Source organism: Streptomyces sp. NPDC057682, assembly GCF_042799575.1.
Lineage (GTDB): Bacteria > Actinomycetota > Actinomycetes > Streptomycetales > Streptomycetaceae > Streptomyces.
This window is the reverse complement of sequence record NZ_JBHVIN010000005.1, coordinates 476,684-495,400: the sequence shown is the minus strand read 5'-3', so window position 1 is coordinate 495,400 and position 18,717 is coordinate 476,684. Positions and strand designations below refer to the sequence as shown.

Below are 18,717 nucleotides of genomic sequence, written 5' to 3'. Positions count from 1 at the left end.
TAGGGCCCTTGCTGCATCAGTGCAGGTCAGCGGCTCGGGCGTCGCGGCGGCGCAAGTCGCTGACCTGCGGTGACGCCTATCGTGCACGAGGTCGTTAGGGCGGCGCGGGCCTCGGCCTGGTCGTCGCCGGAGACTTTCACTCCGCGCCGGCGCAGCCCGACGACGGCGACCGCCAGGTGGGTGGAGGCCGAGGTGAAGGCGTACCCCTTGCCGCTCTGCTGGCCTCGCGCAGCATCCACGCCAGGAACGCCACCAGCGAGCCGCGGGTGGCCCCCAGTTCCGGCAGGCCGACGTCGACTCAGAACCGCTGCCACACCCGCCAGCTCTTGTTGAAGATGTCGGTGGTGTTCACCGGGGTGATCTCTACGGCGTCGGCCAGGTCTTCAGCCTCGGCCAGACGGCGGGCGGCGTCAACGCCGTGGCGTTCGGCCCACCGCTCGATGAGCACCTGGCGCTCTGCGGCCGCCGGGCCCAGCACCGCCGGGGCACCCTCAGATTCGGCGACGTCGCCGGCGTCCCCACCTTGACCGTCACTTCGTCACCAACGAACGATCACCGCCGACCCAGGCCCGGCACCCGCCGGGGGCTTCGTCGTGCTGCCCGGAGGAACGCACCCTGCCCACTTTCGAGACCCTCCCCCGCTTCACCGCCGACCTCCAGCACCTCACCCCTGCCCAGCGCCGACGCCCTGGCGGCGGACCGTCGGCGGGTTGGTCCGCCGAAGTGTGACGGCCCGGGCGGCGGCATCCGCGTTGCGCGGTCGCGTGCCGCGCGCTGCCTCCTTCCCGGACTTTCGCACCCCGCCCGTCGAGGGCGGTTCCGTCGGCCTCCGGGCCGGCATCGACCGAGTGCTCGCGACACCACGACGGCGTCTGCGCCACGAGTTGGCCCTGCTGTCGGCGAGCGGCGGGCACCCCTGGGCGGGCTGCTCGTCGCCGCCTGGGTGCCGCCCCAGTGTGCGGGGTTTTCCGATGCCGCACCCGTGTCGGTGGTTGTGGTGCTGCTGGTCCTCCTGGGGGTCCTCGGCACCGGTACCCCGTAGAGAGGGGTCACCGGTCGCGGTGGGCCGACCAGCGGTGCGCCGGGAGGGAGCGCGGGGGGTCCTGGCTGACGGTGATGGTGGTGATCGTCTCGCCGTCGGAGGCATGGACGTGGATCCAGCCCTGGGCGAAGTCCCGGAGGTCGTCGCGGTCGCCGGTGTAAGTCGGTACGCCGAAGGGGAGGTCGGTGCGAGTGGGGGCGGGCGGCATGCCGTCGGCGAAGGCCGCGAGGCGTTCGGGACGGTGGCCGCGGTCGCCGATGGTGACCGCGATGACGGTCCCGGCGTGGGTCCGTACCCTCGTTCCGGCGAGGCGGCGTACGTGCTGGGCGAGCGGGTGGTCGGCGTCGAGGCCCAGGACGTCGAGGAACAGGGTGAACTCGCCGGAGCGCCAGCGGTGGATCCGGTGCGAGACGCTGACCTCACCGAGGACCGTCGTGATCTCCTCCGGTGCCTCGCCGTCGGGCCCGTACCGGACGACGAGGTCGCGGGGACCGTACCGGTGGAGTTCGGCGCGGCCGCTGATGGCCGCCGGGGTGCCGAGGGCCCGGTGGACGTCGGCGCGCGCGAGGGGGCGGGCCGCCCCGGGGAACAGGGTGTCCGCGTCGAACGTGTCGAGCCGGATCCGGGTGCTCAGGACCCGGCCGTCCTGGACCTGGACCTCCACTCCCCCGTCGCACACGATCAGCCGCCGGGTGACGCCGGACGAGACCGCCCAACGCCGGGCGGTGCCGCCGGCCGGCCGTACCGCCTCCTGGAACTCCGTGCCCGCTTCTGGGCGGCCGAGCGGGGCGAGGAAGGCACGGATCGGGCCTGACGGCAGAGGTGCCGGGGCAGGGCGTTCCAGGGTGATCCTCGTGAGGCCGCCGTCGGTGTAGTGGAGCCGTACGCGGTCCCCTTCCATCGGGTACGTGTCCGGGGCGCCCTCCAGTAGGTCGCCCAGGATCGCCCGGGCCCGCTCGCGGTCGCTTCCCGCATCCAGACCGGCGATCAGCGCGGCGGGGCGCGGGTAGGCGCCGTCGCCGGTGAGGGCGAACGTCAGGGTGTGCCCGCCGTCAGGGCCGGGCACGGCGTCGGGACTATGCACGCCGCCCGGTACGGGCCCGCTGTCGGGTCCGGGCCGGGCGTGGGCGGTGCCGGCGGCCAGTGCGCGGGAGAGGGCCGTCCGCTCCCCGTCCGGAGTGTCGGCGAGGGCGTCGGCGTGGTGCCAGAGCTCGCCGGCGAAACGGGGCGGGATCACGCGCGGGCGGCTGGGAAACCAGCGGCCGGGGGTCCACGCCCCGCCCCTGGGATCGAACAGGCGCAGGTCGTCGTGCTCACCCCGCCAGCACGCCGCCATGAACGGCCTGATCTCCCAGCTGTCGGCGAGCGCCGTCGCGTACTGCTCCTCCGTCAGGGCGAACAGCGCGTCGGCCGAGCCGTGCCCGACCTGCTGGTCGACGCCGACCCAGGGCCGTCCCGTCGACACCTCCACCCCGATGCTCGGCTCGCGTGCGACCTGCACGAAGCACGTCGTGTCGGGCTTGCGCCGGGTCGCCTTCTTGTCGCGTTTCGCCACCGTCGTCCCGTCCCTCCGTCTGCTCGTCGGCAGGGTACGGGACCCGTCCTGCGGCAGCCCCGCCGGACGGCTACGTCTGCCGGACCTGCTCGGACCGCGCGGTGCGAACGCGAGGCACCTGCCCCGGATACGGCCAGGACCGGGCCCTTCCCGGACTCCACCCCGTCGACGGCTCCGCGATCTGCACCACCTGCGCCGGCTTCTCCCGGACCTTCGACTGCTCGCGCTGCGGCTCCGAGACCAGACTCCTCGGCGGCCGGCTCTGCGAACGCTGACCCCTCACCGACCGGCTGACCGCCCTCCTGGCCGTGCTCCAAGGCCTGCGCTCCCACGATGAGCGCCTGGCCGAGCAACTCGCCTCCCGCGCGCTCACCAGCGGGCAGCGCACGGTGCATGTCCGGCGTGACGAGGACGGGCGGATCGTCGGCGCCGGCGGGGCGGGCGACGGCGAGGACCAGGAGCCGGGCGACGACACTGACGCCGCTGCCGAGTCCGCGCTGCTGAACTTCTCCTTCCCCCGCGACGCGGCGACCATCGCGGCCTACCTCCGTACACGGGTCTACCGGCCGGAGTCCCTGGTGTGGCTGGAGGGCTACCAGGCCCTCATCCGCTGGCGGGCCGGGACCGAGATCAACGGCGTCTTCGCGGTGCCGTACGACACCGAGGTCGAGGTCGGCGTCACCAAGGACTTCCCCTCGGGCGGTGGGTGCACCAGCAGCGCAAGGCGCTGCGGGCCGGAGAACTGGAGGGCCGGCGCAAGACGCTGCTCGACTTGCCGGAGGCCGGGATGATCTGGGAGCCGGGCGAGGAAGCCTGGGAGAACAAGCTCGCCGCACTCCGGTCCTACCGGCGGGCCTGTGGGGCACCTCGCACCCCGCCAGGACGCGGAATGGGGCGAAGGCGAGGCGATGGTGCCCGTCCGACAGCACATGGCCAACCTGCGCCGGAAAGGCGCGAAGAACGGCCTGGGCAAAGACCCGGAAATGGGCCGCCGCGCGGGCGGCGCAGCTCGCCGAGATCGGCCCGGACTGGGACTGCCCCTGGCCGCTGAACTGGCAACGGCACTACCGCGTCCTCGCCGACCTCGTCAACGCCGACGGCGTCCTGCCCCACATCGCACCCGGCGTCACCTTCGAAGGCGACGACATCGGCACCTGGAGATGGCGGCAGCAGGAACCAGACACCTGGGCGCAGTTGATGCGTGAGCAGCGCGACCGCCTGGAGGCGCTGGGCATCCGCGGCGCCACCCTCCCCGTGCCCGCCGCCGCCCCGGCGGAGCTCCGTCCGTCCCTAGCAGCCGCCCTCAAGGGGCCGAGGAAGCCCGGGAGCAAGGCAGAGGCGGCGTTCCAGCGGGGCCTGACCGCCCTGACCCAGTGGGTGGAGATGGAAGGGCAGCGGGCCGTCCCGCGCAGCACGGTCGTCGAGATCACGGTCGACGGCGAGCCGGTGCCGGTGCCGGTGCCGGTGCCGGTGCCGGTGAAGCTAGGCGTGTGGCTCTCGAACACTAAGAGCCGACGGGACAAGCTCACCACGGAGCAGCTCGCCGCCCTCACCGCCCTCGGCATGAAGTGGGCGGGCCCCGTCCCGGCGCCCGAGGCCGCCTCGGAGCCGCCCGTCCAGGAGTCGCCCGCCGCGCAGCCCGCGCCGTCGGCGGACCCGGTGATGCGGGCGGTGCGCGAGCACCACGAAGAGTGTGACGAGGGGTTGTACGAGGGCGGGGACTGCACCTGCTGGTCCATCGAACGGTTCGGGCCGCCCTCCGAGCGGGAGGGCTAGGGACGGCTTCTGACCGCTCCCCCGCCGCTGTACGGGACCCCGGGCCCGCCGAAGGGCTCGGGGTCTCGTGCGTTCTGCTGTCTGGACCGTGTGCTCGATCGCGTCCGCGGCGGTCGAACCTCGAGGCCGCCAGCGCGCCCAGTCGTCAGCGATACTTCCCGATCCCCCGCGCGAATGCGGGCATGCACCGAGTAGTTCACATCCTGTCTTGTCCGCACAGCCGGTCGGGTTCCCGTAACCCACGTCATGTTGAGCGCGCCTCCCGCGAGCGTCCCCGCGCAGGCGGCGGACTGACCCGCGTTCTGAAGCGGTCAGGAATCGAGAAGCCCGCGTAGGCATCCCCTCATGAGCGTGAGGCACATGAACTCCATCGAACCCCTCACCCTGGAGGTGGCCGACACCACGGCCGCCCACACGTTCTACACCGCCTTCGGCGTGGGCGACCGGGTCCGTCTGCGTGCCTCGGACGCGCCGACCAACGGGTTCCGCGGCTTCTCGCTGTCCCTCACGGTGCCCCGGCCGGCCGACGTCCGCGGCTTCTTCGACGCCGCCGTCGAGGCCGGCGCCACCCCGCTGAAGCACGTCTCGAAGTCCTTCTGAGCGGCGTCGTCCGGGCCCTCGACGGCACGATCTGGAAGCTCGCGACGTCGTCGAAGAAGGACACCGGCCCCGCCACCGGGGACATCGAGCAGATGGTTTTCCTGCTGGGTGCCTCGAACGTGACCGCGACCAAGAAGTTCTACGTTGCCCATGGTCTGACCGTGGGCAAGAGCTTCGGCGGCAAGTACGTCGAGTTCGACACCCCGGGCAGCCTCGTCAGGCTGGCCCTGTACAGCCGCCGGGCCCTGGCCAAGGACGTCGGCGTTCCCGTCGACGGCGGCGGGTCGCACCGCATCGCGCTCGCCGCCGACGGGGGTCCGTTGACCGACCCGGACGGGTTCTGCTGGGAGGCCGCCTCACTCGCGGCGGCCTCCTGAACGGCAGGAACTCACCGTGGACCGGGTGTAAAGCACGCCGTCACCGTCAGGTCGACGTCGGCGGTGAGGGCGAGGAACGGGCCCTGTTCGGCGACGGTTTCGCCGTTGACGGTCCAGCCGGTGAGCACTCGGCCCGGGGCCGGATGCGCTGTGAACGTGACCCGGCTCCCCTTCTCGTAGCGGCCGGGCTCCGTCTCGTCCCCGCCGAACCGGGCGACGGCGACCGTGCCCCCGTCGCCCGGTTCGGCGGGGACGGGTTCGTGGAGGAACGCGCCCTGGGGGCGTGCTGAAGGAAGTCCGGGTCGAGCATCCGGGAGCGGATGCGCCAGTTCATGACCGCCGGCCATCCGTAGACGTACGCCTGGACGCCGATCGTGTACGCGTCCAGGGCGCGTGCCTCGTAGAGCGTGGCGTTCATCGGTGCGTCGTCGCGCTCCACGCGGTCGGCGCGGATGAAGCGGGCGGGCGGGGTGGCGATGCTGCGGTCGGGGGACCAGGCCGGCACGGGGGTCCTTTCCTCGCGGGCGGGGTCGTGGAGGGTGGCTACGGAGCGGACCGGGCGGGGGCGCCGAGGTGGGCCAGGGCGGATTCGGCGGCCTTGGCGCCGCACATGCCGTGCACGCCGGCGCCCGGCGGGGTGGACGCCGGGCACAGGTAGACGCCGGGGACGCCGAGGCTGTACGGGTCGGCGGCGGCCCGGGGGCGCAGGAGGAACTGGCGGGCGGTGCTGGCGCCTCCGGCGATGTCGCCGCCCGTGTAGTTCGGGTTGTAGGCGGCCAGTTGGTGTGCGGTGCGGGAGTGTGTCGCGAGGATCCGCTCGCGGAAGTCGGGTGCGAAGCGCTCGATCTGGGCGGTCACCGCCTCGGTGGCGTCGCCCTCGTAGCCGTTCGGACGTGCGCGTACGCGTACAGCGGGTTGACGCCGCCGGCGGAGCGTGACGGATCGGCGAGGTACTGCTGGCCGACCAGGGTGAAGGGCCTGCGGGGCATGGTGCCGCGCGCGGTGGCGGCCTCGGCGGCCGCGATCTCCGCCGGGCCGCCGCCCAGGTGGAGGGTGCCGGCCCGGCGGCAGTCCTCGTTGGTCCAGGGCACGTCCCCGTCGATCGCGAAGTCGGCCTTGTGGACGGCAGGGCCGTGCCGGTAGCGGGTCAGCGCGCGGCGGACCGGGGGCGGCAGCCGGTCGCCGACGATCGCGGCGGCGGAACGCGGGCTGGTGTCCAGCAGGACCGTGTCCGGGGTGTTCCCGAGGAGTTCGGTCAGCTGGCCGAGCCCGGTGACCGTGACGCCGGTGCGAACGGTGCCGCCCAGGGACTCCAGCAGCCGGAGCATCGCGGTGGTGATCGCCTGGGTGCCGCCTTCGGCCGGGCTGCAGGTGATCGCCACAGAGGTCACCGGCCAGCACACCACCGTCGCGGAGCGCGCCGCCTGGCTGTCCATCCCCGTCCTCGCCCACTCAGAAGGAGCCCTCTCCTACGAACAGAAGATGGCGATCCTCACCGAGGCCACCGCCCAGACCAAGCCGGACGACATCACGATCACGAGCTGGCTCGTGATCGTCGCCGAGCCCCTGGAAACGGCATGACCCCGAACACGCCCGCCCAGACGGCCTCTGCGACGGCATGTTCCCCGCCCGTCAGCCCGCCCGCGAGAACTCCCGGTGGGGCAGGGGTTACCTGCTTCCGGCCGGGGTGGTCACCGCCCGCGCGATCCGGGGTCCGACCAGGCGCTCTGCCACGTCCAGCGGGTACCAGGCGGCCCCGGTCACCTCGGACTCCTGGATGCGGCCGACCTCGGCGCCCGCTGCGGCGAAGGCGTAGCCGATGTCCAGGTGGTCGTGGTCGGGCTCGTCCTTCTCGGGCCTGGCCGACACCCGGCCGAACTCGATGTGGACGGGGTGCATCGAGACGGGGCCGATCTGCCCGGGGTCGATGCCGGTCTCCTCGGACAACTCCCGCACAGCAGCGCCGACCAGCGTCGTATCGGTCGGTTCAGGATGACCACCGGGTTGCAGAGCGATCCCGTACGTGAGGTGCTCGATCAGGAGGACCTCGGCGCCGTCGCGGACCAGCAGTGCGCCGGCGGTGACGTGCATGGGAAGGTCCTCCGCGAGGCGAACTCCCGGCCTTCGGCCAGGTGCCGCAGAGGCTCGGCCGGTTGTCCGGCCTCATGGGGGTGGCGTTCGAGGTGGTGGTGAGCACTCCCGCGTTGTCGGAATCAGTGATCGGCACAGAGCCTCGCCCTCCGCTCGGCCCGAGAAGGCGTTCCGCCGGGATGGGCCGCTGGAGGGCGGCCACCAAGCACGTGCACAGTCAGCTCCACAGGGGTCGTGGCGTACGGGAAGCCCCGCACTCCACAGGTCCGACGGGCCCCGTTCGCACCAACGCGCCGGCCGGCGCACGGCATTTGGGAACCTCGGCGATTCGGCCAACCGCCTTTTGTGGCAGTCCCGTTGCGAGAGCTGGGTCGGTGCTGTTTCCACGGTTCCTTCAACGCTCTATCCCGGGAATTCAGAACCGACCGAAAGACGTGTGTTCGATATCAGGGCTGTGTCGTTGAGCCTGGCGAACCAGCCGTGACGACCGACAGGGGGATCGAATTGACCTCGGGAAGCACAGCCGAACAGCCGAGCACGGACGAAGCGGAGGGAGCTCCAGCCGACGGGGGCGGTGCGGCGCAGGAGGAGTTCCAGTATCGGGACGAGTCCCGGCTCCAGGCAGGCGCGCAGATGACGACGATCACGATGGCGCGGCGGCTGCCCGTGCTGGTGCACCGGTCGCTGCGGATGGCGTGGCAGGTAGACCGGGGCGCGACAGCCGGGCTCCTCGCGTGCCAGATCGGCACCGGCGTGCTGGCGGCCCTGGGGCTGTTCGCCGTCACCGGCACCCTCACCGCGCTGATCGCCTCCGGCGACATCACCGACCGGCTGCGGGAGGCCGCCCCGCAGTTGGCCGTCATCGCCGGGGCCGCCGGTCTGCGCGCCCTGCTGGGGGTGACGGTGACCTGGCTGACCGGGCGGCTGAGGCCGGTCCTCGCGCGTGCCGCCGAGGTGAGCATGGTCGAGGCGGCTCTCGGCGCCGAGGCCTCGGCGAACAACAAGCCGGGGTACAACGACCAGTACGACATCGCCGACCGCGGCGCGCAGGTCACCCCCGACCTCGTGGCGGAAGCCCAGGACGTGCTGGCCGCCACGGCGACTCTCGCCGCCGGCGCCACGGTCCTCACCGTGATCCACCCGGTTCTCCTGCCCCTGCTCCTCCTGGCGTGCCTGCCGCAGGCCGCCGCGTACGTGCGCGCGGCCCGCGTGGTGTACCTCGCGAGCCTGGAGACGTCGGGGCGCCGGCGGATGCTGCACAAGCTGCGCTGGCACATGTCCTACATGGAGTCCGGCGAGGAGATGCGGGCCTGCCTGGCCGGCCCGTTCCTCCTCGGCCGCTACCGGCGCCTCGCCGCCTCCGTCAACGTCTCCGAACGCAGGGCCGCGAACACGGGGGCCTGGATGGGCCTGGCCGGTGCGGCAGCCGGCGGAGTCGCCTCGGCGGCAGTCTGGGCGACCCTGCTGGGGCTCCTGGTCTCCGGCCGGATGGACCTGGCGGCCGGCGGCGGCGCGGTCTTCGCCCTGCAGACGGCAACCGGCTCCGTGCGCGGCATCATCAACGGCGGGGCCCGGCTGGTGCGCACCGGCTGGTACGTACAGGACTGGCAGAACTTCATCGACAACGCGCACGGGCAGGCGATGGTGACCGCGCGCGGCTCCGAAGTACTGCCGGCGCCGCCGGAGCGGTTCGAGGTCCGCAACGTCACCTACCGGTACGACGGCGCGGAGAAGGACAGTCTGACCGGGGTGTCGTTGAAGGTGAGGCGCGGGGAGATCGTGGCCCTGGTCGGGGAGAACGGGTCGGGCAAGACGACGCTGTCCCGGCTGATCTGCGGACTCCTGCTGCCGACATCCGGGGAAGTGGCCTGGGACCACGCGACCACCGCGCGGCTGGAGCCCTGGGAGGCGTGGAAGCACGTGGCGGTGGCACCGCAGCGGTTCACCTACCTGCCGCTGACGCTACGGGACAACGTCACCCTGGGGCAGGGCGACACCAGCGACGCCGCGCTCATGGCGGCCTGCGAGGCGTCCGGCGCCGCCGACATGCTGCCTTCCCTGCGATCCGGCCTCGATACTCTCCTGACCTCCGAGTGGTTCGGCGGCCACCAGCTGTCCGGAGGACAGTGGCAACGCGTCATCCTGACCAGGGCTTTCCACCGGAAGGCCCAGCTGCTGGTGATGGATGAGCCCACGGCCGCGCTCGACGCACGGGCTGAACACCATGTATTCACCGGCCTGCGAGACCTGGCCAAGGACCGCGCCATCCTTCTGATCACACACCGTCTCGCCAACGTCGCCGTGGCCGACCGGATCGTCGTCCTCGACCAGGGCCGGCTCGTGCAGGAGGGCACGTACGCGCAGCTCACCTGCGAACCCGGGCTCTTCCGGACCCTCTGGGAACTGGAGCAACGCACCGGCCATGAGCCCGAGCAGATGTAGGTTCCGCGACTCCGTGAGCCCGACGGCCCCAGGAGGATCCGTGTTCCCCGATCACATCGCAGCGAATGCGGCGGCGGCCATGGTCGCCCGGCTCGTGGAGGACGGGTCGCTGCGGCCGGGCCCGGTCGGCGACGCCCTCCTCGCGCTGCCGCGCGAGGTACTGATGCCGCAGGCGTACGTACGGCGCGGCGCGCCGGGCGTGGATCCGCCGAGGTGGGATCTGCTGGACCGGTCGGCTCCGCATGCGACTCCGTCGGGACCAGCCGTCCGCAATCCCGCAGTCACCGTGGATGCACTTCGACCGCTCCGCGGAAGGTGGCCGGTATGCATCCCCTTGCACACGTTTCCCGACCCGGAGCGTTCATCGGGGAGCCCGCCGCAAGGCGCGCCCCTCTCTCCCAGCCCGTTCGTCCGGTTCCACATGTACCGAGGTGATCACGTGCCGCCCTTCCGTTCTGATGTCCGCGCCACTGTCGAGGCCTATCTCAGCAGGTATGCCGAGGAACGACCCGTCCTGGAGGGGCTGCTGGCTGTCCTCGACGAGAGCGAGGAGCCGTTCAGCCGCGCCACGCTGCCCGGTCACGCGACCTGCAGCGCCGTCGTCATCGACCGCGACCGCCGGGTGCTCCACATCGCCCATCGGGCGACAGGGCTGCTCCTTTGTCCGGGAGGCCACGTCGAGCGGGAGGACCGCACGCTGCTCGCGGGTGCGCTGCGCGAGGTGGTGGAGGAGGCGGGGATCGCGCCGGGAGCCTTGTGCCTGACCCCGCAATTGCTGGACGCGCCGATCGACATCGACGTGCACGACATCCCCGCCGACGCCGCCAAGGGTGAACCAGCCCATCAGCACTACGACTTCCGCCACGTGTTCTGCCTCGCCGAGGAGGAACCACCGGTCCTCACCCTGCAGGAGGAGGAAGTGTCCGGCGCCCAGTGGATCCCTTTGCCGGAGATCACCTCACCGACACTGCGTGCCAAGCTCCTGCGGGCCGGGGTGGACGGGCGGCCGGAACCCGTGAACGCGTCCGCGATCATCCACGACGGCCACGGCCGGTACTTGCTGCACCTGAGGGACGCCAACAAGCCTGACATCTGGGAGCCGGGGTGCTGGTCGTTCCTCGGCGGCGGCCGGGAACAGCAGGACCGGACCCTGCTCGACACCGTCCGCAGGGAGTTGCGGGAGGAAGCCGAGCTCACGGTCGCCGGCCTGGAGCCGTACGTGATCGAGTGGGTCACCGGCATGGACGGGACGCGCGTACCGGTGCAGGTTTTCACCGGCCGGTGGAACGGGGAGCCGGCCCGTCTGCCGCTCACCGAGGGCGTGATGGTCGCCTGGGTGCGCCCCGAAAAGTTCCCGTACATGACGATGCTGTCCTCGACCAGGGAACTCCTGCAGCGGCACGCCGCCGAGCATCCCCCGGCCGCCGTGGTCGCCACGGTCGCTTCGGCTGGGACCATCCCGGCCGGGTCACCGCCGGGAACGGTACTGAACATGGTCGGCGTCCACCTCTATCTGGAACGCGACGGCCAGGTCCTGCTGGGTCTACGCCACCCCGAATCGGCGTTCGCCGCCAGCACCTGGCACCTGCTCGCGGGTCACTGCGAAGCGGAATCGGCGACCGCCTGCCTCGTGCGGGAGGCGTATGAAGAGGCAGATCTCGTGATCGACCCGGCGGACCTCGAACTCGTGCACACCGTCCACATGGTCAACCGGCCAGGCGCCCAGCCCCGGGTCAATCTGGTCTTCCGCACCCGGGCCTGGGACGGCATGCCCAAACTGAAAGAGCCGGACAAGTGCGTGGCCTGGCAGTGGTGGAGCACCAAGGACCTGCCCGAGCCGATCGTCCCCTACGCGCGCACCGCGATCGAGGGCATCAAGGCGGGCCGGGCCTACAGCGAGCTGGGGTGGGGACGGTGACCGGGTTGGAATCGGAGGGCGCGTTCTGCGCCCGCTCCCAGCTGGTCGACCGGCTCTCGACGGACGGACTCCTGAGGGACATGCTGCTGCGCGATGCGCTGCTTCGCCTGCCGCGCGAGGTCCTGCTCCCTCACGCGTATGTGCGGGTCAGCGGTCCGGGCACGGATCCGATTGACTGGCGCCTCCTCGACGGCTCCCATCCCGAGGACCGTCAGGAGTGGTTCGACCTGATCCACAGCGGCGAGTCGGTTCTGCTCCAGCGCGACGGCGAACCCCTTGACGCTCTCGCCCGAGGGCCGGTGACCGGCGGACACATGACGTCCATGTCCACCTACCTCCCCGCCACCGTCGAAGCCCTCCAAGCCGTCGAACTCGGCCCCGGGCAGCGGTATCTGGAGCTCGGTGCCGGTCCCGGCATTTCCCTGGCGCTCGCCGCCGCCATCACAGGTCCCGGACTCGCCATCGGGGTGGAGCGGGACGGGCACATGGCCGCTTTCGCCCAGCAGAACCTGGACCAGTTGGGCGTCGGCGCGGCCGTTGCCGTGGGCGACGCCCTTGATGGGCAAGAAGCGCGGGCGCCGTACGACCGGATCCACTCCGGCGTCGGCGTTCCCCGCGTTCCCGAGGCGTGGGTGGCCCAGCTCGCGCCCGGTGGCCTGCTGCTCACCACGCTCGTGACCCGCACGCCCAGCTGGCCCGGACAGCTTCTGGCCACTCGTACCAGGGGCGGCGAGATCGAGGCGGTGCTGCGGGGGCGGCCGCGTGGATACCGGCCCATGCTCGGCTACCGATGGCTCGACGCGGTTCCGATGCGGCCCAGAATCAAGGCCGAGCCCGGTGCACCGCGCCCGTCCCGACTCTCGCCGCCGGCGGACGATGCGTACGGCTTCTGGCTCGCGGCCGCGTACCTGGCGCCCGGGCTCGTCCGCGACTTCCAGGCCGAAACGATGACGATCGTCGCCCCCGGCGAGGACTCCTGGGCGGTCGCCGAACCAGGCAAGGCGACCGTCCGCGTCCACGGCCCCCGCGACGTGTGGGCCGAGCTGGAGGACGTGCACGCCCGCTGGGTCCTGGCCGGACGGCCCGACACGTACCACGTGACCATGAACGAGCACGGCGGGACCCAGCAGGTCCGGTCCGGCACCGATCCACGCGCCCTGACATGGGTCCTGCCTCCGCTCGCGCCCGTGGCCCACGAACCCGCCGCTCCCCGGCAGACCGATCACCCGACGGAGACCCTGTGAGCCTGTTCCATGCCGCAGCTGACGCCTACAGCCGCCACCGCCCCGGCCTCCCCGACGAAGTCGTCCACCTGCTTGCCGGCACCCTGCGCGGCATCCACCGCCCTGTTCTGCTCGATCTGGGCGCCGGGACCGGCCAGGTTCCGGCCGCCCTCCTGCCGGTCCTGCCGCAGCTCGCCCGCCTGGACCTGGTGGATGCCGACCGGGACATGCTCCGCCACGCCGATCTTGCCCTCCGTCCTCTGTTCGCGGGCCGGACCGCCGCCTTCCATCCCGTCCGGGCCGAGGAATTCACTCCGCCCCAGGAGGAATACCGGGCTGATCTGGTCACCTGCGCGCGGGCCTTCCACTGGATGGACCGCCCGGCCGTCCTGGCCATGGCCGGCCGCGTCACCGCCCCGGGCGCCACGCTGGCGATCATGGGCGACGGCAGCCTCTGGACGCACCCGGCGCCGTGGACCCTCGCACTGCGGGAGCTGATCCAGTCCTACCTCGGCGCCGAACGGCGCGCCGGAACCACCGGCCCCTACTCGGAACCGGGCCGCCGGTACGAGGACGACCTGGCCGATTCGGCGTTCAGCGACGTCGAGGAGCACCACGTCCCACTCCGCCGTGTGTGGACCCCGAAGACGGTGGTCGGCTACCTGCGCAGCACCAGTTTCGCCCGCCCCGGCCTCTTCGGCCACCGGCATTCCCGGTTCGAGACCGAGGCCCAGGACCTGCTGGAGCAGCACGCGGCGCAGGATGGCGGGCTCGTCGAGGACGGGGCGTTCGATGTTCTGCTCGCGCGCCGGCCGGGAGGTGCACGGTGAACGGCGTGGTGCGGCACACGGTGCCGGTGGATGTGCACGTGATCCCCGTCCGTGGAGGCGGCCCGGTTGCTGGGCGGACCGGCATGACGACACACGAAGCGCCTCCAACAGCGGTGTTCGCCCCGCCCCGGGAGCCTGCCGAACGTAGCCGGATGCGCCGGGCACACACCGTCGGCGCCACCCTGCTCAAGGTCCACGCCCACGGCACCGAGACGTGGGGATGGCAGGGGCGCACCCTCAGCCGCCGGGCCGACGGCCGCTGGCTGCGCGTGGTCGCTCGGCCCAAGGACAAAACGCCAGGGGCGACCTGGGACGGGTACGCGCACGCAGACGGGCTGCTCCCCCGCTCGGTGCCCCGACCTCGGCTGCACGACGTCGCCGAGTGGACCGCCGATGGCCACCGCTACCGCGCCGAGCTGTCCGCGTACCTGCCGCGGCCGGCCCTTGCCACCGGCGGCCCCGTACTGGGGACGGACGTTGATCTGCCTTCCTCCTGGTGGGCAGACCTGCGGGAGGCATTGGCCTCCACGGCCGCGGTGGCCACCACGCGGACGACGGTCCGGCAGCAATGGATCGACCGGCACTTCACCCGCCTCCTCGGCATCCCGGCACCGGCGATCGCGTGGACCACCGGACATGGCGACCTGCACTTCGCGAACCTCACCGGCCCCCCGCTGGTCATCTGCGACTGGGAGGGCTGGGGGCGGATCCCGGTCGGTTTCGACGCCGGGCTCCTGCACGCCTACAGCCTCCTGCGGGCCGGCACGGCAGCCCGGATCCGCCGCGAGCTCGCCCACGTCCTGGACACACCCACCGGGCGGGCCGGCGAACTCGTCGCGCTCGCCCAGCTCCTCCAGGTCACCGCCCGCGGCGGCCACCCCGACCTCGCGCCCCATCTCGCCCGTCACGCGGAACGCCTCACCGCCATGCCCGTACCGTGACCGCATCGGAGAACCTCGTGTATCCCAGCCTCCTGGCCGTGTTTGCGCACCCGGACCCAGCATCACGCCGCCGGGGCCCGCACAGCGGTCGTCACCGCGACCTGGGCCTCGGACAGCCAACGTGCTCCCGAACTCGCCGACGCGCTCGCAGTCCTAGGTGCCGGCGCCCCGCGCCTGCTCGGCTACAACGACGCCCACAACCGGGAAGCCGCGCCCGGCCGGCCCCGGCTCGTCGACGCTCCGCTCGACGAAGCCGTCGGTCACGTCGTCGCCCACATCCGCGGCTTCCGCCCGGACATCGTCGTCACCCACGACGCCCTCGGCCGGCTCACCGGCCACCCCGACCACGTACGCACCCACCAGATCACTCTGCTCGCGGTCGAAGCCGCCGGTCTCGCCCACCTGCACCCCGATGCCGGCTCGCCGTGGCAGCCCTTGGCTCTGTACGCCGCCACCCACCCCGTCTCCGGCGTCGGTCCGCTCCGCGCGCTGCTCGAAGGCGTCGGCAAGAGCGTCCTCGCGGTACCCGACGCGTACGTCACCACCACCGTCGGCGTCATGCCCTTCGCCGAGACGAAGTGGTGCGCCATCAGCTCACACGCGGGGGAAGCCGTGCGTGAGCGGCCCCTGCCCGGAATCCTCGCCCGTCTCCCCGAAGCAGACCGGCTCCGGACCATCCGGACCGAGCATTTCACCCGCCTGGGCACCGGCCCCGTGCAGGGCGACCCGGCCAACCTGACCACCTGACCTGCGCCCGTGGGCAAACCCCACCGGTCGAAGAGAAAGGGCGTGAAGATGACCACGACTTCAGCACCCGACGAACATCCCAGCGTGAGGATGACCGACACGGCGTACGGTGCGCTGCGCGCCTCCCACGCGCTGTGGGCCGGCACTTCGGTCCTGATCACCGACCGGCACGGCCGGGTCCTGGTCCAGCGCGTCGGCTACCGGCCCACCCGTCTCCTGCCCGGCGGCGCGCTGGATCCCGGCGAGTCTCCGGCCCAGGGCGCCGTCCGTGAGCTGCAGGAGGAGCTGGGCGTCTCAGTGCCCCTCACACGGGGGCTGGCCGTCGACTGGGTGTCCCCGGCAGGCCGCAGGACCTCTCCCGCCGTACGGTTCCCCGGTGAACTGCTGCACGTCTTCGACGGCGGTGTCTGGGACGAGGACCGGATCGCGGCCATCCGCCCGGCACCGGGCGAGATCGAGGGCGTCGACTTCGTCGAACCGGCCGACCTGCCCGCGCTCATGTCTCCGGACGATGCCCGCCGCGCACTGTCCGCCCTGCGCGCCCGCCTCAACGGCGCCGGCCCCGCGATCCTCGAGGACGGCCGCCCCCTCTCCCCCACCCTCCTCGACCGCGTGAACGCCTTCACCCGGAACCGCGCAGTCCACCACTGGCCCTGGCACGACGGGCCCGACCCGGCCGGGCTCCCCGTCTGCCAGAGCTGGGGGTGGCTCTTCGCCCCCGACGGCCGCGTCCTGGTACTCCTCGATCCGGTGAACGGTGCCGCCTGCCTCCCCGGCGGCACACCCGAGACCGAAGACGATCAGGACCCCGCGGCAACCCTCGTCCGCGAGGCCCTCGAAGAGGCCTCCGCCCGCATCGGCCCTCCGGTTCTCCTCGGCCACCTGCCGGACCGGGAGCACAGCGCCGGGCCGTGCACGCGCGTCCGCATGGCAGCTGTCCTCACCGGCATCGGCCCCTCCCGGCCCGACCCTGCCACGGGCCAGACCTACGTACGAGCGCTGGCCACCCCAGAGCAGGTCATCGAACTGTTCAACTGGGGCCCCGGCGCAGCCGACCATCTCACCGCCGTCCACCACGCCCGAGGACGGTTCGGGCTGCCCCGCGCCGCACGACAGCCGCTCACCGAACTGCCCGACGCCACCGACCTCACCGCCCCGTAGCCCCGGACCACTCCGAAACGAGGACTCACATGCGCAACACCTCCCCCGCCCCCGGCGCCCCAGCCGTGCCTGCTTGCCCCTGCCGGCCGCACGAGCCGCAACAGCGGCTCCCGCGCCGGTACGAGCGGGGCACTGCCAGTGCGGCCAGATCTCCTACCAGGTCACCGGCGTACCGGATGATCCGCATGTGTGTTCCTGTGTCCATGAGACACGGATCTCCGGCGGGCCCGCAGTGCTGTGGGTCGGCTTCCCCCTGGACTCCCTGATCTGGACCGGGCCCGGCGGCGAGCCGAAGTGGTACGCGACCTACCTTCTCCGAACTACCAGGGGTGTCCCGTACTCGGGCGACGGGGATGATGAGGCTCGTTGAAAACGGCCCATGAGACAGTCGGGCACGGCTCACCGATTGTCACCGAGGAGAAGGATCCATGAGAGCGTTGCCAGCGGTCACCGGCCGTGATGAGTTCGATGCCCTGGTCATCAGAACCGACTACCTCGACGACCAGGCGTGGCAGGACGTGATGGCGGCGCTGATGGAGCCCTGGGGAGACAGGCAGTTCGAGGCACGCGTCCACGTCATCGACGATCCGGCTTGGGCAGGGGCGACCGTTGATGAGGTGCTGCCTGCGGTCTGCGGCGACGACAACCTGGCCGTAATCTTTCTCGCCGACCGTACAACCATGCAGGCCGAGAGCCACCCGCTGCTGGCGGTCACCACACTGACGCGGGAGGAGTGCGTAGACGAAGAAGACTACGAGCAGCTGACCGAGTTCGGTCGCGATTTCCGCACCATCCCCGCCGGGCTCCACGACGTCCACGCGAACCTGAGCATCGGCAACTTGGGCTTCGAGGAGTACGCCGCATGGGCTCACGATGATCCCGAGGGGATCTACCGGTCCTTCTGAACGGGCTCACGAAACTGTGGCCAGAGCCGATTTCACAGATCCTCATCAGTCATGCAGGCTCCGGCGGTGTGGAGACTGCGGTAGCGCGAGCAGCAATCTCTCGTAAGGTAGGAATTCCCAGGTCGACGGACTCCTGCTTCCGGGAGATGTGGGCGTCGAGTTGGGCCAGCTTCTCCTCGGCGTGGGTCAGGCTGCTCTGCAGCCCTTCGATCTCGCCGAGCCAGCCTTCCCTTTCGGCTTCCAAGATGCGCGTGAGGAGGTTGTCGCGAATTTCGACAAGCCGGGGACGTTCTGTCGCGTGGACGATCAGGGCGGGGCATCGGACACAGGCTTATCCGAACCAGCTCAGCTGGGTCCGGCGGAGGCAGACGACGGGCGGGTTACTGAATGTAGCGGTCAGAGATCTTGAGGTCGGTGGGGCGCCCGGGCGTGTCGCGCTGCCGGATCGGGTCAGGTCGTCTGTGACAAAGCCCCGGGACCAGGCGAGAATCCAGCATATGGATGACGCGTTCACACTTCTTCGGCGGGCTGTCGAACTGCTGCCTGAGGACGCCATAGCGGAGAACGGCCAGTCGGTCGGGAATGTTCGCGAGGAGATCGCCTTCCAGGAATGGGAGATGGCGCTGGACGTGCTGATCGAGATCGCCGACGTCCATCCCGTGTCCACCGGCTTCTGGGAGATGCTCGCCGAGGCCGCCCGGCAGATGATGCTCGACCGCAGCCGCCGTTGGTGCGAGTGGCGGGCTTGGGAAGTTAGGCACGGCACCGTTCGCGCGACGCTGACTCTGCTGGGCGCCGACGAGGGCGGACGCCAGAGCACCTTCTCAGGGGATGGGCGACTCAGGCCGCTGTGGGACATCGGCAACCGCACCGCAGACGGGCAACGAGATCTGAACATCGCAAAGATCTGGGTGGAGTTCGCGCCGCAACTCGGTCCCGGAGAGACGGCCGACGTGCGTCTGGCCCCCCTTCAACCCGAGCAGTGGCGGCATCTCAAGTCTGGTGACGTAATAGCAATGCACGAGGCCCAACCTCTCGCTGGCATCGCCGAGATCATCGAGGTTCTTCCGCCTGGCGTCTGAGGCCCAGCCGGGTAGTCAGGTACCTGA

17 protein-coding genes and 3 pseudogenes are annotated in these 18,717 nt (G+C 71.6%); 13 read left to right on the top strand and 7 right to left on the bottom strand.

Going from position 1 to position 18,717, the window contains the following annotated elements; translation table 11 throughout:
* Positions 1-26 precede the first annotated feature (26 nt).
* From ACFVDM_RS12140 to ACFVDM_RS12130, 3 genes are all read right to left on the bottom strand, one after another.
* On the bottom strand, positions 27-239 hold the full coding sequence (locus tag ACFVDM_RS12140; RefSeq protein WP_383636754.1) for a hypothetical protein: 213 nt from the start codon (positions 237-239) through the stop codon (positions 27-29).
* Between the two features lie 59 nt (positions 240-298).
* The gene (locus ACFVDM_RS12135; RefSeq protein ID WP_383636751.1) at positions 299-478 is read right to left on the bottom strand and encodes a hypothetical protein; all 180 of its coding nucleotides are present in this window, start codon (positions 476-478) and stop codon (positions 299-301) included.
* Between the two features lie 571 nt (positions 479-1,049).
* Complete coding sequence (locus ACFVDM_RS12130) at positions 1,050-2,597, bottom strand: hypothetical protein (RefSeq protein WP_383636748.1); 1,548 nt, start codon at positions 2,595-2,597, stop codon at positions 1,050-1,052.
* Positions 2,598-2,698: 101 nt separating this feature from the next.
* Between ACFVDM_RS12130 and ACFVDM_RS12125 the strand changes: the two genes are divergently transcribed.
* The 3 genes and pseudogenes from ACFVDM_RS12125 (at position 2,699) to ACFVDM_RS12115 (ending at position 5,350) form a co-directional block, all read left to right on the top strand.
* A complete protein-coding gene (locus ACFVDM_RS12125; protein ID WP_383636745.1) occupies positions 2,699-2,872 on the top strand; it encodes a hypothetical protein in 174 nt (57 codons plus the stop codon).
* Between the two features lie 24 nt (positions 2,873-2,896).
* Positions 2,897-4,373: pseudogene (locus tag ACFVDM_RS12120) on the top strand (helicase associated domain-containing protein); the annotation flags it as partial.
* 360 nt (positions 4,374-4,733) lie between these two features.
* Positions 4,734-5,350, top strand: a pseudogene (locus ACFVDM_RS12115) (glyoxalase).
* Between the two features lie 11 nt (positions 5,351-5,361).
* Here ACFVDM_RS12115 and ACFVDM_RS12110 read toward each other — a convergent pair.
* From ACFVDM_RS12110 to ACFVDM_RS12100, 3 genes are all read right to left on the bottom strand, one after another.
* Positions 5,362-5,697, bottom strand: coding sequence for a hypothetical protein (locus tag ACFVDM_RS12110; RefSeq protein WP_383636742.1), 336 nt, complete (start codon positions 5,695-5,697; stop codon positions 5,362-5,364).
* Between the two features lie 196 nt (positions 5,698-5,893).
* Positions 5,894-6,208 (bottom strand): hypothetical protein, encoded by a 315-nt coding sequence (locus tag ACFVDM_RS12105; RefSeq protein ID WP_383636739.1) that lies wholly within the window; start codon positions 6,206-6,208, stop codon positions 5,894-5,896.
* The gene (locus ACFVDM_RS12100; protein ID WP_383636736.1) at positions 6,205-6,732 is read right to left on the bottom strand and encodes a hypothetical protein; all 528 of its coding nucleotides are present in this window, start codon (positions 6,730-6,732) and stop codon (positions 6,205-6,207) included. Before ACFVDM_RS12100 ends, ACFVDM_RS12105 begins: the two co-directional genes overlap by 4 nt.
* Here ACFVDM_RS12100 and ACFVDM_RS12095 point away from each other — a divergent pair.
* Positions 6,722-6,931, top strand: a complete 210-nt coding sequence (locus tag ACFVDM_RS12095) for a hypothetical protein (RefSeq protein WP_383636733.1) — start codon at positions 6,722-6,724, stop codon at positions 6,929-6,931. The two genes, ACFVDM_RS12100 and ACFVDM_RS12095, sit on opposite strands and share 11 nt — an antisense overlap.
* A gap of 87 nt (positions 6,932-7,018) precedes the next feature.
* Here ACFVDM_RS12095 and ACFVDM_RS12090 read toward each other — a convergent pair whose 3' ends face one another.
* Positions 7,019-7,441 carry an NUDIX hydrolase gene (locus ACFVDM_RS12090; RefSeq protein ID WP_383636730.1) on the bottom strand — a complete coding sequence of 141 codons (423 nt, stop codon included), beginning with the start codon at positions 7,439-7,441 and terminating at the stop codon, positions 7,019-7,021.
* Positions 7,442-7,945: 504 nt separating this feature from the next.
* Between ACFVDM_RS12090 and ACFVDM_RS12085 the strand changes: the two genes are divergently transcribed.
* The 9 genes and pseudogenes from ACFVDM_RS12085 to ACFVDM_RS12045 all read left to right on the top strand — a co-directional run bounded on the left by ACFVDM_RS12085 (position 7,946) and on the right by ACFVDM_RS12045 (position 18,690).
* On the top strand, positions 7,946-9,883 hold the full coding sequence (locus ACFVDM_RS12085; protein ID WP_383636727.1) for an ATP-binding cassette domain-containing protein: 1,938 nt from the start codon (positions 7,946-7,948) through the stop codon (positions 9,881-9,883).
* A 439-nt stretch (positions 9,884-10,322) separates the two neighbouring features.
* Positions 10,323-11,801, top strand: a complete 1,479-nt coding sequence (locus ACFVDM_RS12080) for an NUDIX domain-containing protein (RefSeq protein WP_383636724.1) — start codon at positions 10,323-10,325, stop codon at positions 11,799-11,801.
* Positions 11,798-13,045: a methyltransferase gene (locus ACFVDM_RS12075; protein WP_383636721.1), complete on the top strand. Its 1,248-nt coding sequence runs from the start codon at positions 11,798-11,800 to the stop codon at positions 13,043-13,045. The genes ACFVDM_RS12080 and ACFVDM_RS12075 overlap by 4 nt, the downstream gene beginning before the upstream one ends.
* Positions 13,042-13,854 carry a class I SAM-dependent methyltransferase gene (locus tag ACFVDM_RS12070; RefSeq protein WP_383636718.1) on the top strand — a complete coding sequence of 271 codons (813 nt, stop codon included), beginning with the start codon at positions 13,042-13,044 and terminating at the stop codon, positions 13,852-13,854. Before ACFVDM_RS12075 ends, ACFVDM_RS12070 begins: the two co-directional genes overlap by 4 nt.
* A 152-nt stretch (positions 13,855-14,006) precedes the next feature.
* Positions 14,007-14,795 (top strand): hypothetical protein, encoded by a 789-nt coding sequence (locus tag ACFVDM_RS12065; protein WP_383636715.1) that lies wholly within the window; start codon positions 14,007-14,009, stop codon positions 14,793-14,795.
* Positions 14,792-15,542, top strand: a pseudogene (locus tag ACFVDM_RS12060) (PIG-L family deacetylase). The gene ACFVDM_RS12065 and the pseudogene ACFVDM_RS12060 overlap by 4 nt, the downstream one beginning before the upstream one ends.
* A 90-nt stretch (positions 15,543-15,632) precedes the next feature.
* On the top strand, positions 15,633-16,703 hold the full coding sequence (locus tag ACFVDM_RS12055) for an NUDIX domain-containing protein (RefSeq protein ID WP_383636825.1): 1,071 nt from the start codon (positions 15,633-15,635) through the stop codon (positions 16,701-16,703).
* 428 nt (positions 16,704-17,131) lie between these two features.
* On the top strand, positions 17,132-17,608 hold the full coding sequence (locus ACFVDM_RS12050) for a DUF6924 domain-containing protein (RefSeq protein ID WP_383636712.1): 477 nt from the start codon (positions 17,132-17,134) through the stop codon (positions 17,606-17,608).
* 497 nt (positions 17,609-18,105) lie between these two features.
* Positions 18,106-18,690, top strand: coding sequence for a hypothetical protein (locus ACFVDM_RS12045; RefSeq protein ID WP_383636709.1), 585 nt, complete (start codon positions 18,106-18,108; stop codon positions 18,688-18,690).
* The last annotated feature ends 27 nt before the right edge of the window (positions 18,691-18,717 follow it).